The sequence below is a fragment of the Streptomyces sp. NPDC004065 genome (assembly GCF_044903565.1).
Lineage (GTDB): Bacteria > Actinomycetota > Actinomycetes > Streptomycetales > Streptomycetaceae > Streptomyces.
Genome location: NZ_JBJDQT010000002.1, coordinates 283,151 through 298,150 on the forward strand (window position 1 = coordinate 283,151; position 15,000 = coordinate 298,150).

At 70.2% G+C, this 15,000-nt stretch carries 13 protein-coding genes and 1 pseudogene; 7 read left to right on the forward strand and 7 right to left on the reverse strand.

What is annotated here, in order from left to right; translation table 11 throughout:
• Positions 1–416 precede the first annotated feature (416 nt).
• Both ACI2LW_RS05175 and ACI2LW_RS05180 read left to right on the forward strand, forming a co-directional pair.
• Positions 417–1,115, forward strand: coding sequence for an HAD family hydrolase (locus ACI2LW_RS05175; protein WP_404729761.1), 699 nt, complete (start codon positions 417–419; stop codon positions 1,113–1,115).
• A gap of 500 nt (positions 1,116–1,615) precedes the next feature.
• On the forward strand, positions 1,616–2,113 hold the full coding sequence (locus ACI2LW_RS05180) for a DsbA family protein (protein ID WP_404729762.1): 498 nt from the start codon (positions 1,616–1,618) through the stop codon (positions 2,111–2,113).
• A gap of 131 nt (positions 2,114–2,244) precedes the next feature.
• Here ACI2LW_RS05180 and ACI2LW_RS05185 read toward each other — a convergent pair whose 3' ends face one another.
• The 3 genes from ACI2LW_RS05185 to ACI2LW_RS05195 form a co-directional block, all read right to left on the reverse strand.
• Positions 2,245–2,607 carry a DUF2267 domain-containing protein gene (locus ACI2LW_RS05185; RefSeq protein WP_404729763.1) on the reverse strand — a complete coding sequence of 121 codons (363 nt, stop codon included), beginning with the start codon at positions 2,605–2,607 and terminating at the stop codon, positions 2,245–2,247.
• A gap of 104 nt (positions 2,608–2,711) precedes the next feature.
• Positions 2,712–2,933, reverse strand: a complete 222-nt coding sequence (locus ACI2LW_RS05190; protein WP_404729764.1) for a hypothetical protein — start codon at positions 2,931–2,933, stop codon at positions 2,712–2,714.
• A gap of 575 nt (positions 2,934–3,508) precedes the next feature.
• Entirely contained in the window at positions 3,509–4,000 is a 492-nt protein-coding gene (locus tag ACI2LW_RS05195; protein WP_404729765.1) for an erythromycin esterase family protein, read from the reverse strand.
• Between the two features lie 18 nt (positions 4,001–4,018).
• Between ACI2LW_RS05195 and ACI2LW_RS05200 the strand changes: the two genes are divergently transcribed.
• The 3 genes from ACI2LW_RS05200 (at position 4,019) to ACI2LW_RS05210 (ending at position 5,644) form a co-directional block, all read left to right on the forward strand.
• On the forward strand, positions 4,019–4,678 hold the full coding sequence (locus ACI2LW_RS05200; RefSeq protein ID WP_404729766.1) for a hypothetical protein: 660 nt from the start codon (positions 4,019–4,021) through the stop codon (positions 4,676–4,678).
• 29 nt (positions 4,679–4,707) lie between these two features.
• A complete protein-coding gene (locus tag ACI2LW_RS05205) occupies positions 4,708–5,070 on the forward strand; it encodes a hypothetical protein (protein ID WP_404729767.1) in 363 nt (120 codons plus the stop codon).
• Positions 5,071–5,281: 211 nt separating this feature from the next.
• Complete coding sequence (locus ACI2LW_RS05210) at positions 5,282–5,644, forward strand: DUF5335 family protein (RefSeq protein ID WP_404729768.1); 363 nt, start codon at positions 5,282–5,284, stop codon at positions 5,642–5,644.
• A gap of 133 nt (positions 5,645–5,777) precedes the next feature.
• Here the strand turns inward: ACI2LW_RS05210 and ACI2LW_RS05215 are convergent, their stop codons facing one another.
• Complete coding sequence (locus tag ACI2LW_RS05215) at positions 5,778–8,045, reverse strand: APC family permease (RefSeq protein WP_404729960.1); 2,268 nt, start codon at positions 8,043–8,045, stop codon at positions 5,778–5,780.
• A 177-nt stretch (positions 8,046–8,222) separates the two neighbouring features.
• On the reverse strand, positions 8,223–8,885 hold the full coding sequence (locus tag ACI2LW_RS05220; RefSeq protein WP_404729769.1) for an SDR family oxidoreductase: 663 nt from the start codon (positions 8,883–8,885) through the stop codon (positions 8,223–8,225).
• A gap of 391 nt (positions 8,886–9,276) precedes the next feature.
• Here ACI2LW_RS05220 and ACI2LW_RS05225 point away from each other — a divergent pair, with 391 nt between their 5' ends.
• A complete protein-coding gene (locus ACI2LW_RS05225; RefSeq protein WP_404729770.1) occupies positions 9,277–9,990 on the forward strand; it encodes a DUF2993 domain-containing protein in 714 nt (237 codons plus the stop codon).
• Between the two features lie 172 nt (positions 9,991–10,162).
• Here the strand turns inward: ACI2LW_RS05225 and ACI2LW_RS05230 are convergent, their stop codons facing one another.
• Positions 10,163–10,564: a hypothetical protein gene (locus ACI2LW_RS05230; protein ID WP_404729771.1), complete on the reverse strand. Its 402-nt coding sequence runs from the start codon at positions 10,562–10,564 to the stop codon at positions 10,163–10,165.
• A gap of 109 nt (positions 10,565–10,673) precedes the next feature.
• Between ACI2LW_RS05230 and ACI2LW_RS05235 the strand changes: the two are divergent.
• A pseudogene (locus ACI2LW_RS05235) lies at positions 10,674–11,234 on the forward strand (transposase); the annotation flags it as partial.
• 32 nt (positions 11,235–11,266) lie between these two features.
• Here the strand turns inward: ACI2LW_RS05235 and putP are convergent.
• Entirely contained in the window at positions 11,267–14,848 is a 3,582-nt protein-coding gene (gene putP / locus ACI2LW_RS05240) for a sodium/proline symporter PutP (RefSeq protein WP_404729772.1), read from the reverse strand.
• Positions 14,849–15,000: the final 152 nt, after the last annotated feature.

The following is a 15,000-nucleotide window of genomic DNA, read 5'->3' on the forward strand; positions in this document are numbered from 1 at the left end:
CTCGCCAGGCGCAGACGTGGAGCCGCCCGGTCCGTCATCCTGGGGAGTGCTCGCGACTCTTCGTGAACAACGGAGCGGGTGCCTCATGCTGCTCTTGGCGATCAGCGACTCCTCGGTCCGGTGCCGCTCGGGCGATTGTCCGGCCCGGTCGTGCCCAAGTCGATGATCACGGCGACGTACTTCGGCTCGGCGGTCATCGCGATCGTGCCGGACGTGGGTGACCATGACCTCGGCCCTGTCCGCGTGGCAGTTCTCCGTCCTGGTGGCCGTGGTGTTCCTCATCGCCTCCGCCGGTGCGAGCTCGGCCCACTTGACGGTCAGCGAGGTCTTCCCGATCGAAAGCCGGGCGCAGCGGCTGTCCTTCGGCGCCTGTACCCGCCGGCCCGGGCCGGCGGCTGACGGGAGGGATGTGGAAGATGTCCGGTGGTACGGCCACCCGGCCCGCGGCGTTCGTCTTCGACCTGGACGGGACACTCGTCGACAGCGTCTACCAGCACGTCATCGCCTGGCAGCAGGCTTTGAGCGAGATGGGCATCGGTCTGGCGATCTGGCGGATCCACCGGAGGATCGGGATGAGCGGTGGCCTGCTCGTGCAGGCCATGATGCGTGAGACCGGCGTACGGCTGACGCCGAAGGAGGCCGATGAACTGCAGAACGCCCATCACCGCCACTTCGAAGGCTGGACGAACGCCATCCGGCCGCTGCCCGGAGCCGCCGAGCTTCTCCGGACGCTGACGGGTTGCGGCGTGCCCTGGACGATCGCCACCAGCGCCCGCCGGGACGACGCCACACCCATGTTCACCAGACTCGCCGTGCCGCCTGACGTGCCGACGGTCACCCGCGAGGAAGTCGGCCTCGCCAAACCCGACCCCGATCTGTTCCTGGCGGGCGCGGCGCGGCTCGGCATCCCCGCCCGGGACTGTGTCGTCGTCGGAGACAGTGTGTGGGACCTGCTGGCTGCGCGGCGGGCGGAGGCACTCGGAGTGGGGCTGCTGTCGGGAGGATACGGGCAGGACGAACTGGAGCGGGCCCAGGCGTTCCGGGTGTACGCCGACCCCCTCGACCTGCTGCGGCACATCGACGAACTCGGCGTGCGGGACGCGCACGGCGTCTGAGCGCGAGACGTCCGTGCCCGGGCGGTCCGGCATCCGGAGACGGATGAGGACGGCGGCACCGCGTCGCTGAGACCCTGGCGCGCAGGTGAGTCGCGGCGGTTTTCATGACTCCGGGAGAGGCCGTCCCCGGCACGGAGTTCCAGGATGTGATGTCGCAACTGCCGAACGAGTTCCAGAACATCCAGCGTCGGACATCCCGGCACCCGGAGCACGGCTGCGCGCACGCCATGAGAACCGCTCGCAAGCGCTTGTTTGACATTCACCTGGCCGGTGGGAGGCTGGAAAAAGCGGTTGCGCGGCATCTCGCCTCACCGGTGCCGCATTCGAGGACCCGGCGGAGTGGCCGGCCGGCCATGCCTGCCGCGTGTTGACGCGAATTCCATCGACTTTACGACAGGGGAACTGGCGTGAGTACTCGGACGCCCCGCATCAGCTTGCCCTCCCGCGTTCCGGCCAGTGCCTCGCCGACCGGGGACGGCATCATTGTCGGAGACGGCCCGGTGCAAGTGGATGCCTTCATCGACTTTCTGTGCCCGTTCTGCAAGCAGTTCGAAGGGAAGAGCGGGCCGATCCTTGACGAGTTGGCGGCCGAGGCGGCGATCAGTCTCGTCTACCATCCGATGGGCTTTCTCGACGGCTTGTCCACGACCCGGTACTCCTCCCGCGCCTCGGCGGCCTCGGGCTGCGCGTCCGATGGCGGCCACTTCATGGAGTACCTCTACGCGCTGTTCGCCAACCAGCCCCCCGAGAACGGGCCGGGCCTGTCCGATGACGAACTGGTCGAACTCGGCCGCGCGGTGGGACTTGGGGACAGCTCGTTCGCCGCGTGCGTCCGGCAGGGCGTCTACCTGGACTGGAGTTCCTACGTGACGGCGATGGCCGTCCAGCGGGGCGTGGGCGGCACGCCGACCGTGGCGGTCCAGGGGGTCCCGGTGCCGGCCAACCCCCGGACCATCCTTGTCGCGGTCCGTGCCGCCCTCGCCGGTGTCGGAGGATGAGGCGCCCGCACGGCGGCAGCGCCCGCCGGACACAACCGCTGCCCCAGCACCTGGACGATCGCCGCGAACAGCGGCTCATCATTCTCATGGCGTGCGCGCAGCCGTTACTCCGGGTGCCGGGATGTCCGACGCTAGATGTTCTGGAACTCGTTCGGCAGTTGCGACATCACATCCCGGAACTCCGTGCCGGGGACGGCCTCTCCCAGAGTCATGAAAACCGCCGCGACTCCCCTGCGCGCCACGGTCTCATCAACGCCCGCACGCTCACTCACTCGCCGGACGAACTCGGCAACGCCGAATTTCTGGGCGACATCCTCCGGTGGGACCAGCGGCGGGGCGATCTCGGCGGGCAGGACGCCGGCCAAGTGCTTGGCCTCGCCGCCGGTGATCCGCTCGGCCAGCGTCAGCATCGTGGCCCGGGTCAGCTCCCTGGCCTGCTCCTCGGGCACGTGGGCCCGCCGGCTGACGAGCAGGACGAATTCGTCGCTGTCCATGGCGCCTCCAATCCTGCGACCCATCCCAGGTACCGCGCGTGCACTGCCCCAAACGGTGATCGAAATGCCGGCGCGAACCTCGTGGCCGGCGCCGAAAGCGCCGGTCACCTCCCGTCCTCTTCCCGTTCCTCGGTAAAGGGGCGCACCGCGTCCAGCAGGACCCTCAACGCACCGGTGAGCATCCCGACCTCGGCCACGCGCTGGGCGTAGAGGTCCTGCGGGTACTGCCGCTCGGCCTGCTCGGCCCGCTCGGCGACGTTCGTCAGGACATCTTCGGCGGCCTGAGCCGCGGCGCGCAGGGCGGCACGTTCGACATTGCCGGGCACGTGATCTCCCCTGGATTCGGTCGTCGGGCACAGGATTCCCCGGAATGCTTCGACGTCGCCGGCAGCACATCTCTCTCGGCGTCGAAGGCGCCATCGGTCTCCGTGACGCCCCCGAGGGAGGTCCACGCGGCTCGGGCGCGGCGCCGCCCACCGTGGACTCGAGCAATCCGCTCATCCGATTGAGCAGTTCGTCGAATTCAGTCAGGGAGCGCGGCGCCGCACCGGACACCACCCCGAAGCAGCCGAGTACGCGGCGCCGGCTCGGCGGTCGACGACTGCCATGCTGCGCGCCGGGCAGGCGATCCGCATCGGTGCACGGTGACCAAATCGCACGGTCGGAATCGACCCAGCGGGCTGAGACGAGGTGTGCTGACGGGACAGATGGGTGACGCTGCCGGCTGTCGGGGTGCGGCGGGGCGGCGGCCTTCGCGGTACGCACGGCGGTGGGAACCGGCCGCGTGCCCAGCGGGCGCGATCGAGGGTTTCGCGCATATGGTCAGTATGTCCGTCCTCATTGAGCTCGTAGAGGTGGGTGATCCCGACGGCTGCACCAACCGCACCATCCGGGACGTCGCTTACGGAGATGACGACAGCAGGAACTCCTCCTCGCCGACCTGGTGGAACATGTCCTCGACGCTGTCGACGAGTGCCGGGCGCACCGCCTTGCGCATGACCGGTCCTCCCCAGTCGTCCGCGGCTGTCACCGTGCCGGTGTAGGTGGTGAAGCCCAGCAGGCAGCAGCCATCGGGGTGCGCCTGCCGCACCAACTGGCCGACGTTGAGCTCGCCGCGGAGCGCGGCTTCCGTGCCCCGGGCATCCCCGAGGTGGGAGTTGTGCTCCCACACGACGATCCTGGCGGGGCTGCCCCGCTGACGGCGCCCGATGTGGACGGGGCCCTGGCCACGGCCGAGGAGAGCCTGCGCTCGAATCCGCGGGGACGCCCGGAACCCGGCACCCGGTTGATCCTCTGCGTTCGCTGCGGTCCGGCGAACTGCGGGGTGACGGGGCGGTCGCGTGGATCCGGGCAGGACTTGGTCGTTGGGCCGCTCCGACGCTGAAGAACACATCGCGAGCTGGGAGGAACAATGCGGAACGGGACACTGAGCAAGATCGGCACACAGCTGTTGCGTCTGCGCCACGACTCGGCACAGAGCTCACAGGACCGGACGGCGCCGGCCGACTACGGACTGGACCACAGGCAGGTCGCCGAATTCGCCGCCGGCACGCTGGACGCGGAGGGCGAGGCGGCGCTCGCCCATCAGGTGGCGCGACTGCTGCCCTTCCACTGGACCTGGCCCAGCCGGGTCGCGGAGGGGATGTCGCAGATCATGGACCACGTCGGTGATCAGCGCGAGCTGATGGCCTGGCTGGACCGGCACCCGGGCCTGCCACGGCTGGTGGCCCGCCTGTACGTCTTCATGGGCCTCCTCGACAGGTACAGCGCGGTGCCCGCGGTCGTGACCGCGATGCGTGAGTACCGGGAGCGGACACCGTATCCGCCGGGCCTGGAGCCCTACTTGGTGCCTGCCACCGATGACGACACGCTCGCCGGCATCGCTTTCAAGGTCGAGAAACTGCTCGGCGAGGAGCGGACCCGGGAGGCCGTCGAACTGGCCCTGGCCACTGCGGCATGGCTGCAGCAGATCGCGCCGCGCGCGCGGGAACTCAATCCTGAGGTCGGCGACCTGAACGAGCTGATGGGGCAGGCTCGACAGGATATCCGGGCGGCAGCAGCCGACATCTGAACACGACTGTCGATGGGGCGGTACACGACATGACGGTGAAACTGAATGCGAGGGCGTTCAACCATGCAAAGAAACTGATCGAAGAGGGCCGGATCGTCCGGGACGACCGGGACGAGTGGAGCGAGCACCGGCCTTCGGCAGCGGACGAGAATGCCTACCTCGAGGAGCACGGGTTCAACGAGTACGCCAGGTGGTACCTGGGCATCGATGACGAGATGGAAGAGGAGACCAAGGGCCGGTACAAGTTCCCCTACGGGGATTTCGAGCGCGTCCACCGCTGCGGTGTGCTCTCCGCCGAGGTACGCGCCGGACAGCAGAAATACGCGGACATCGAGAACGCCGCCGCGCACCTGCACGGACTGCTGGACGGCAGGCGGGCCGGGAACCGGTGACCACGCCGGGAAAAGTGCGCCCTCACCCGGCCCCCGGCGGCCGGGATCGGAAAGCAGGACGGACTTTGTCCGTCGAACGGCTCTTCGCCCTGAGGGAAGCAGACGCCGCCGCACCGGCAGAGCACTCGGAACGGGCGGTGGCCGGGTCGAACAGCATCGGGGACGATTGACGGCAGAAGCTGTCCAAGGTGCACGGAGGAAGGAACACGCAATGGCCGACACCTCAATGCCCGACCGCGCGGAATGGCAGTCCAAGCTCGACGAGGTCACCAATGCGCACACGGGTGACCTGGTCACCATTGAAGTGGTGGATCCCTCGATCGGAGACCAGCACGAAGTGGAGCGGCTGCCGTTCTCCTACCTCACCTATGATCCGAAGGACGACGTGGTGGTCGTCGCCGTCGGGGGTCAGTCACCGCGTTACCCGGTCGTCCTCCGCCATATGATCCCGCACCCCAAGGATGTCGCCCTCTCCACGCCGGACGTCGCCGAGGCAGCAGTCCGAGTGGTGGACCCGGAGGACACCGCAACCTTGATCACTTTCTTCCCGGCGGAGTCCGGGACTGCCTCCTGAACCAGCCCTGACCCAACGGTCCGGGGCCCGGGCTTCCCTTCGCGCAGCCGCGGGCGCCCACTACCTGGCCGGCCGGCCTGCTTCCTGTGGCCAGGCTGCCGTTACGGCGGTTCCCGTCCTTCTGGCGGCTCGCCTATCTGGGCAGGTGGAACGGGATGGTCGTGATGACGATCTTCGGCAGTGGTCGCAGAGCCCGTCGCAGTCGGGGGGCGGTCCGGTTGTGGAGGACGCGTTGCCACCAGTGACGCACGACGATCTCGGGGAGGATCACGGTCAGCGTGAGATCGGGTCGCTGGTGGTGCAGGGTCTCGATGTAGTGGACCAGCGGGGCGACGATCGCGCGGTGGGGTGAGACGACCACCTCGAGCGGGAGGTGGTCGCCCCAGGTCGCCCAGTAGCCGCGGAAGCGTTCCGCCTCGGTCTCGGTCGGGCTGAGATGCAGGGCCAGGAGAGGTTGTCCGAGGGAGGCCGCGTATGCCAGGGCCCGCATGCCGGCGAGGTCGAGCCGGGCGACGGGCACGATGATCAGGTGGCTGACCTCCTCCGGGCCTTCCTCGCTCTCGACTTCCTCCAGTTCCTCCGTCTCGGGGTCCGCTGCCCTCGGGGGCATGGCGGTCGGCCGCACTCGCGGTCCGGACGCCGGTGCCGACTGCCGGGGCAGTTCGATGACGTGGGGACGCAGGGCGAGGGCCTGGGCGCAGAGGTCGTAGTGGCGGCGGATGCGCAGGGCAAGCAGGACGAGGAGTCCGATCACGAGGACGGCGACCCATGCGCCCTCGGTGAACTTGGTGATGCCCGCGGTGACGAAGACGATGGCGGACAGCAGGCCGCCGATGGCGTTGAAGACCAGGCTCTTGCGCCAGTGGGCCTGATCGCGGTGGCGCAGCCAGTGCACCACCATGCCGGCCTGCGACAGGGTGAACGCGAGGAACACCCCGACGGCGTACAGCGGGATCAGGGACTGCGTGTTGCCGGCGAACCCGACGAAGATGGCGATCGCGGCCAGTGCCAGGGCCAGGATTCCGTTGCTGAAGGCGAGCCGGTCGCCGACGCGCAGGAACAGGCGCGGCGCGTGGCCGCTGCGTGCCAGCAGGAACAGCACGCGGGGAAAGTCGTTGAAGGCGGTGTTGGCGGCCAGCAGCAGGATGGCGGCCGTCGCCGCCTGTACATAGCCGTACATGACTCCGGGGCCGAAGGTACGGCGAGCGAGTTGGGAGAGGACGGTCTCGTTGCCGTGCGGCACCACCCCGTCGAGGTGGACCAGTGCGACCGTGCCGACGAACAGGATGATCAGCAGGGTGACCATCCAGGTCAGCGTCGTACGGGCATTGCGCCACTCCGGCGGGCGGAATGCCGGTACGGCGTTGGAGATCGCCTCGATACCGGTCATGGCCGTGGATCCCGAGGTGAAGGCCCGCAGGACCAGCAGCAGGGTGACTCCTTCCGTGACCGGAAGCCGGGGCGTCGGCATGGACTGGAATCCGCGGCCGGCCGCGTCGGCCAGCCCCACGGCCACAAGCGTGAAGACCGCGATGATGAACGCGTACGTGGGTGCCGCGAAGACGGCACCCGCCTCGCGTACTCCACGCAGGTTCGCCACCAGCAGGACGACGATCACCGCCACACCGATCACCACCGTGCTCGGGGCGAGTGCGGGCAGGGCCGAGGTGATCGCCTCGGCCCCCGAGGCGATCGAGACGGCGACGGTCATGATGTAGTCGATCATCAGGCCGGCGGCGGCGATCACACCTGGCACCCGTCCCAGATTGTCGCCGGCCACGATGTACGAGCCGCCGCCGTGCGGATAAGCGCGGATCGTCTGGCGGTAGGAGACGCCGACGGCGAGCATCATGAAGGCGATGACCGCGGCGACCGGCAGCAAGTAGCGCAGTCCGGCGGCGCCGCCGAGTACCAGCACTGCCAGCATTGCCTCGGGGCCGTAGGCGACCGAGGAGAGGGCGTCCGCCGACAGCACCGGCAGGGCCACCAGTTTGCGCATCCGCTCGACGGCGATCGCGGTGCCCGCGAGCGGAGGGCCCAGCAGCACCCGCCGGACGTGGTGGCCGACGCGTCCGAGCGGCGACGGCGGGGCCTCGGCATCCTCTTCTGCCTCGACGGCGGGCAGGCCGGTGAGGGGTACGAAGCGACCGAAACGCTTCGGGCGCACGGCGTCCGGGTAGCCGCCGAGGTTGGGATCCACCGGCAGCGCGGACCGCCACACTTCGGGACCCTCCAGCACCTGACCCCACTCGCGTCCGACGTGGCGCAGGACCTTCAGGTCTCGCTCACTGAGCGTCGGCAGCAGGGCATCCGGGCTCGGCGCGCCCGCAGCGGAGGCGTCCGCGCTGTCGTTCCCGCCGCCGTTGTCCGCATCCGAAGAACGGCCACGCCCGACTTCCATGCGGATCATGTACCCCTGTGTCGGTGTGGTCGGTCGCTGTGCGGCGTGCCGGGGCTGAGGTCGCAAGCGGTGAAGTCCTTGGTGGAGATCGCCTTGAAGCCTTTCGTGGCCTCACTCCGCTGAAAGCGCCCGGGTGTGAGTCAGTACCCGCACCCGGGCGAGGGCGGAGTGCGCCCGTCAGCCGCCGGCCACGGCGCGCACCGCCTCCTCGACCGGGGTGGACCCGCTGATCAGCTCGAGGATGCGCCCGGCGGTCCTGGGCTCCTGGAGCAGGGCGGCGAGCACCGCAGCCACGTCATCGCGCGGCACCTGGCCGCGGTCGGTGTGCTCGGCGAGCGTGACGCGGCCGCTACCCGGGTCGTCGGTCAGCATCCCCGGGCGCAGAATCGTCCAGTCGAGCCCGGGACGGGAGGCGATGTCGGCGTCCGCCTCGCCCTTGGCCTTCAGATAGGCCGCAAACACCGGATCGGTGCCGGGCGGCGGTGGGCTGTCCACGCCCATCGCGGAGATCACCAGGAAGCGGCGCACCCCGGCGCGCTCGGCCGCGTCGGCGAGGAGGATGGCCGCGTTCCGGTCCACCGTCTGCTTGCGGGCCGCGCCGCTGCCCGGTCCGGCGCCCGCGGCGAACAGTGCCGCGTCGGCGCCGTCAAGGTGGCCGGCCACCGCGTCCACCGAGGTGTGCTCCAGATCGCACACCACCGGTTCCGCACCGTCCGCGCGCAGGTCGCCGGCGTGGTCCGGATTGCGGATCAGCCCTGTGACGTTGTCGCCGCGCGCCGAGAGCAGCCGGGTCAGCCGGCGCGCGATCTTTCCGTGTCCACCCGCGATCACGATGTGCATGGGATCATTCTTGCCACACGCGACCGCTCACGCCCGGCTGCGCGACTGCCGCGGCAGGTCGGGTCCCGCGGTTGCCGCAAAGTCGGCGTACTCGCGCACCGCGTCGGCGCGAGACCACCCGGCGACCGGGTCGCGCCGCAGGTGCTCGGGGATTCGCGGTCGCGTGCCACGCCGACAGGGCCGGGGGCTGCACGAAAAGACTTCACGCGGACAGCGCCACTCCCCCGCGGCGGTGGGCCCAAGGAGCGGGGCCGGCCGCCCCACACCCCGCCACCCGGCCCGCCGCAACGCCGGTGCCCTGACCGTCGGCCGTGCATGATCGGCTCCCGGACTGATCATGTACGGTCAAGGCTACGGTCACGGCCGTGGCCGGTACGACGGGGGGATCTTCATGAGGCGTCGCTGGGTCAAAGTCGTCGCGATCACGGTAGTGGTACTGGCCGTTCTCTTCACGGTCGCGGACCGGGTGGCCGTGCACTACGCCGACCAGGAGGCCACCCGCCTGGCCGCGGACAAGTACGGCTACCGGAACACCACCGACGGGCACCTCGACGTGTCCATCGAGGGCTTTCCCTTCCTGACCCAGGCGTTCAGCCAGGACTTCGGCCACGTCGCCCTGAACGCCGAGAAGTTCACCATCGACACCACGGACAACGCCCAGGGCGGCTACCTGCCGGTCGAGCGGCTCCGGATCGACCTGCACGGTGTGCGGGTGACCTCCCTGACCGCCCGCAGCGCCGAGGCGAACCTCGCCACGGGCACCCTGACGCTCTCGTACGAGGCGCTGTCCGGCGTGGTCACACGGCTGGCGCACGCCGGCGGCCCCCTCCGCATCTCCCAGGCCGAGGGTTCGGCGGGGCAGGCCGCCCGGGTGAGGATCACGGGCACCGCCGGCGGCCGCGCGTCGGACGGCACGGGGACCCTGCTCGCCCAGGGCAACGAGATCTCCCTGAGCCTCCCGGGGGCCGCACGGCCGACGGCGACCTGGCGGGTCCAGCTTCCCGAGAACGTCGGCTTCACCGCGGCGCGCGCCACCCCGGACGGTGTGCGCGTCAGCCTGGCCGGTCATCTGGTGAACCTCGGCTCCTCACGCTTCACCAGGTGAGCCGGCTCCGTCCTGCGGTCCTGCCGCCTCCGCTGCTTCCGCCGCCCGCCCGCCGGCGCAGCCGGTCGCGCCCGCCAATGCCGCATCAGGCAACATTTGCCCTTCAGTCGACGGCGCGGGGATGTGGTGATCCTGTGGCTGCTGGTCGCGCTGCGATGTGCGGACGCCGTGGTCAGATCCCAGGTCCGTAACCGGGGTCTGGCTGCCGGCGGGGGGTCCACCACTCGGTGAGCCCCCACACAGCGAGCGCGAGCGTGGCCAAGGCTACGAGTGCCGCGACCCACGGGCGGTGCACCCATCTGGTGGCCAACGCCCAGGCGAAGAGCGGAACCAGTGCGCCGCCGAGCACGATGAGCGGCAGATCGATGAAGAGTACGCTCAGATCGCGGGCATGGCCCTCGAATCCTCCGTCGATACTGACCGCGGCGCGCGGTGCCCAGACAAGCGGCGCGGCAGTCGCACCGAGGCCGGCGAGTAGGCATCCGGCGCCGCCCTCAGTCTTCGGGTTCATACCCGCGGCCCGTTCCGCGGTTCTCTCGCCCATGCCCGTGATGGACGCGGCGGCGTGGTGCACGGTTCCGACAGAGCGGCCGCGTGTTGTAACAGCGAACGTTTGGCCTGTTGTGATGTGACGCGCCGTCCGGGTGCTGTACCGGGTGGCAGGGGGCGGCCACTCTGTGCTGATGGCGATACGCGTACAGGTCCGAGAGATCGACGATGCCGAGGGCCAGCGGTCACTGCGGATCATCCGCAGGGGCACTGGATCGGTGGTGACCTGGCGGCGGGCCCAGATGGTACTGCTGCCCGCGCAGGGCATGCCGGTGGCGAAGATCGCCGGGGTGACCTTCACCAGCGCCGACCGGGTTCGCGATGTGATCCACAACTTCAACGCCGACGGCTTCGACTCGCTCTACCCGAAATACAAGGGCGGTCGGCCGAAGACGTTCACCCTGCCCGGGCGCCGCGAGATCAAGAGGATCGCCAAGTCCAAACCCGTCGAGCACGACCTGCCGTTTTCCACCTGGAGTCTGTCCAAGCTGGCGGATGTCCTGGTCGCCGAGGGGGTGGTCGACGACATCAGCCACAAGGGCCTGCGCATCCTGCTCCGCGAGGAAGGCGTCTCCTTTCAACGCCTGAAGACCTGGAAGACCTCCCGCGAGAGGCGCACCCAGTTCCTGGAATTCTGCCGCTACCTGCGCGCGCTCTATCCTCCGACCGTGCGGATCGCGATCGTGTGCGACAACCAGTTCACCGCCCTGCGCGGCCTGATACGGCACTAACCGGTCGCGTCGGCCGGGATGACCTGTTCGGTCCAGATGATCTTGCCGGTCGTGGTGTAGCGGGTGCCCCACCGGCGGGCCATCTGGGCGACGATCAGCAGGCCCCGTCCCCCCTCGTCGGTGGTGCGCGCGTGGCGCAGCCGCGGCGCGGTGCTGCTGGCGTCGGAGACCTCGCAGATCAGTCCGCGGTCCCGGATCAGACGCAGGCCGACCGGTCCGGCCGCGTGGCGGATGGCGTTGGTCACCAGTTCGCTGACGATCAGTTCCGTGGTGAACGCGAGGCCGGGGATGTCCCACTCCGCCAGCTTGCGGGCCGCCAGGTCGCGGGCGTGCGCCACGGCGGCCGGATCGCTGGGCAGGTCCCAGGAGGCGACGCGGTCCGGGGCGAGGACGCGGGTACGGGCGAGAAGCAGGGCCGCGTCGTCGGCGGGCGGACCCTTCAGCAGGGTGTCGATCACGCGCTGGCCGGTCTCCGTGAGGGTGGGCAGGGGGGCCGCGAGGGCGTCGCCCAGCCGGGAGAGCCCGATGTCGATGTCCCGGTCGACGGACTCGATGAGGCCGTCGGTGTACAGGGCGATGAGGCTGCCGTCCTCCAGTTCGGTCTCGACGGCCTCGAAGGGGAGGTAGCCGAGGCCCAGGGGTGGCCCGGCGGGCAGTTCCAGAACGCGGGCGGCGCCGTCGGGGGCGACGATCATCGGGGGGAGGTGGCCCGCCCGGGCCATGGTGCACAGCCTGCTGACCGGGTCGTAGACGGCGTACAGGCAGGTGGCGCCCAGGAACGCGGCGCCCGTGGCCTCGCCGTCGGTCGCCGTGGGAGCGTCGAGGTCGTGCGCGCCCATGAGGCCGATGACCAGGTCGTCCAGATGGGCCAGCAGTTCGTCCGGGGACAGGTCGAGGTTGGCGAGCGTGCGCACCGCGACGCGCAGGCGCCCCATGGTCGCCGCCGCGTTGATGCCGTGCCCGGCCACGTCGCCGACGACCAGGGCGACCCGTGCCCCGGAGAGCGGGATCACGTCGAACCAGTCGCCGCCCACACCGCTGGGGGCGTCCGCCGGGAGGTACCACGAGGCCACGGCGAGAGCGGACCCTCCGGTCAGGTCCTGCGGCAGCAGGTAGCGCTGCATGGACCGGGCCGCCGTGCGCTCACGGGTGAAACGGCGGGCGTTGTCGATGCATACCGCGGCACGGGAGACGAGTTCCTCGGCGAGGCGGACGTCGTCCTCCTCGAAGGGGCCCAGCCGCCGGGACCGGGCGAACGTCGCCACGCCGAGGGTGACGCCGCGCGCCTGCACGGGGACCACCATCACCGAACGGAAGTCGTAGTCCAGGAACGAGGCGCCCAGGGTCTCGTCCACGGTCACCCACGGACTGTTGGTGCGGTCCAGGACCCGTTCGACCAGGGTCCTGCTCTGCAGCAGACAGCGGGTCACGGGCGACTCGGGCGCGCGCCGTACCGTTTCCCCGACGGCCAGGGACGCCTCGGGGCATCCGTCACGGACCGACCGCTGGGCCGCGCGGCGGATGACGGGCGACATGCCGACCGGCCCGGGGGCCGGCTCCTCGCCCCTGGTGACCGAGTCCAGCAGGTCGACGGCGACGAAGTCGGCGACGGCCGGCACCGCGTCGTCGGCCAGCTCCTGCGCGGTCCGTGCCACGTCCAGGGTGCTGCCGATGCGCGCGGCGGCGTCATTGAGCAGGGCCAGGCGCTCCTGCGCCCGCCACCGCTCGGTGACATCGATGGTCATGTACCAGACGCCGACATTCCGGTCGTGGCGGTCCTTCATCGCGAAGAAGGAGGCGGAGATCGCGCGGCTCCGGTCGTGCACCGTGTAGCCGGCGCCGCGGTACTCGAAGTCCATCACCGGCGCGCCGGTCCGCAGGACCTCGCGCATCTTCTCCTCGAAGGCGTCGGCCTCGGTCTGCGGCAGCACCTCCGCCATCCGCCGCCCCAGCCGCCGCTTCAGCGGGATCTGGCGGTCCAGCGGCTCGTTCACCCAGACGTACCGCAGGTCGGTGTCGAGGACGGCGATGCCGACGGGCGCGTGGCTGAGGAAGGGGGTGAGCATCAGCTGGCTCACCCCGCCGCCCGGCATCCGCCAGAAGGCCCGTTTCGGAGGCCGGCCGACGAATCTGCCGAAGATCAGGGCCGCTCCCGTGGCGATCAGGACGCCCGGGATCATCTCGTAGACGCCCGACCAGAAGGGGCCGTGCAGCGGCTTGATCACCCGCCACAGCAGCACCGTGACGGCGCCGGACACGATCCCGGCCATGGCCCCCGCCCAGGTCATGCGCGGCCAGTACAGCGACAGCAGGACCACCGGGCCGAAGGCGGCGCCGAAGCCCGCCCAGGCGTAGCCCACGATGCCCAGCAGCTCGCCGCCCCTCAGCGCGATCAGGGAGGCCACCAGCGTCACGGCGACGACGGCGGAGCGGCCCACCCACACCAGTGCCTCGTCCGAGGCGCGCCGCTTGAGGAAGGCGTGGTAGAAGTCCTCCGTGAGGGCGACGGACGACACGAGGAGCTGACTGTCCGCGGTGGAGATGATCGCGGCGAGCACCGCGATCAGCATCACGCCGGCGCCCCATGGACTGAACAGGGTCTGGCTGAGTGCGATGTACACCGTCTGCGGGTCGTTGAGCGGCTTGCCGAACCGCGCGATGCCCAGCAGGCCGACGACGGTGGCGCCGGCCAGCACCACGATCACCCACCCGGTCTCGATCCGGCGGGCCGCGGGGACGGCGCCGGTACTGCGGATGCCCATGAACCGGGCCAGGATGTGCGGCTGCCCGAAATAGCCGAGGCCCCACGAGAGCAACGAGATGATCGCGACGACCCCGAGCGAGCCGCCTCCGGACCACCGTCCGTCCACGAAATCGACCTTGGCGCCCATGTCGAGCAGACTGGGCGTCCTGCTGTTGAGGGAGTCGCGCACCGCGGTGAAGCCGCCGAGCGTCACGATGCCGACGACGGGCAGCACGAGCAGGGCGAGGAACATCAGCGTGGCCTGCATGACATGCGTCAGGCTCACGGCCAGGAAGCCGCCCAGACAGGAGTAGACGACGATCACCAGGGCGGTCAGGGCCACGCCGAGCCGGAACCCGGCGCCGAAGATGTGCCCGAACAGCAGCCCGCCGGCCACCAGCCCGCTGGCGACGTACACGGTGAAGAACACGAGCGTCACCGCCGCCGACACCATCCGGAGCATGCGGGTGCGGTCCTCGAACCGCTCCTCCAGGTAGGCCGACAGGCTCACCGCGTTCCCGGCGCGCTCGGTGTAGGTGCGCAGCCTCGGCGCCACGAACAGCCAGTTGAGGTACGTGCCGAGGACCAGGCCGACCGCGATCCAGCTGCCCCCGACACCGGCGGCGTACACCGCTCCGGGGAAGGCGAGGAACAGCCAGCCGGACATGTCGCTGGCCCCGGCGGACAGGGCGGCGACGAGCGCGGGGAGCCTGCGGCCGCCGAGGGCGAAGTCGGCGAAGGTGTGCGTGCGGCGGTAGGCCCAGAGACCTGTCCCGATCATGACGGCCACGTACACGAGGAACGTGGCCACGATCGGTGCACTCACGTCGGACATACTGCCTCGCCTGCGAGGTTCATGGGCACGGACCTGCGACCGCACGACTGACCGTCGTGATCCCTACTGCACAAATGTACAGATTCCGGTCGCTGTCGGCGGCCGGCGACGCCCGCGCGGGTGCCGGCCCGGGCACTGCGTCCCGCCGAGCA

What these genes read in the sequence shown, in the direction of transcription:
- ACI2LW_RS05185 (WP_404729763.1), bottom strand. Translation starts at nt 2,607, where the DNA reads ATGGACAGCGACGAATTCGTCCTGCTCGTCAGCCGGCGGGCCCACGTG.
- ACI2LW_RS05175 (WP_404729761.1), top strand. Translation starts at nt 417, where the DNA reads ATGTCCGGTGGTACGGCCACCCGGCCCGCGGCGTTCGTCTTCGACCTG.
- ACI2LW_RS05200 (WP_404729766.1), top strand. Translation starts at nt 4,019, where the DNA reads ATGCGGAACGGGACACTGAGCAAGATCGGCACACAGCTGTTGCGTCTG.
- ACI2LW_RS05205 (WP_404729767.1), top strand. Translation starts at nt 4,708, where the DNA reads ATGACGGTGAAACTGAATGCGAGGGCGTTCAACCATGCAAAGAAACTG.
- ACI2LW_RS05220 (WP_404729769.1), bottom strand. Translation starts at nt 8,885, where the DNA reads ATGCACATCGTGATCGCGGGTGGACACGGAAAGATCGCGCGCCGGCTG.
- putP (WP_404729772.1), bottom strand. Translation starts at nt 14,848, where the DNA reads ATGTCCGACGTGAGTGCACCGATCGTGGCCACGTTCCTCGTGTACGTG.
- ACI2LW_RS05225 (WP_404729770.1), top strand. Translation starts at nt 9,277, where the DNA reads ATGAGGCGTCGCTGGGTCAAAGTCGTCGCGATCACGGTAGTGGTACTG.
- ACI2LW_RS05210 (WP_404729768.1), top strand. Translation starts at nt 5,282, where the DNA reads ATGGCCGACACCTCAATGCCCGACCGCGCGGAATGGCAGTCCAAGCTC.
- ACI2LW_RS05195 (WP_404729765.1), bottom strand. Translation starts at nt 4,000, where the DNA reads ATGTGTTCTTCAGCGTCGGAGCGGCCCAACGACCAAGTCCTGCCCGGA.
- ACI2LW_RS05215 (WP_404729960.1), bottom strand. Translation starts at nt 8,045, where the DNA reads ATGGAAGTCGGGCGTGGCCGTTCTTCGGATGCGGACAACGGCGGCGGG.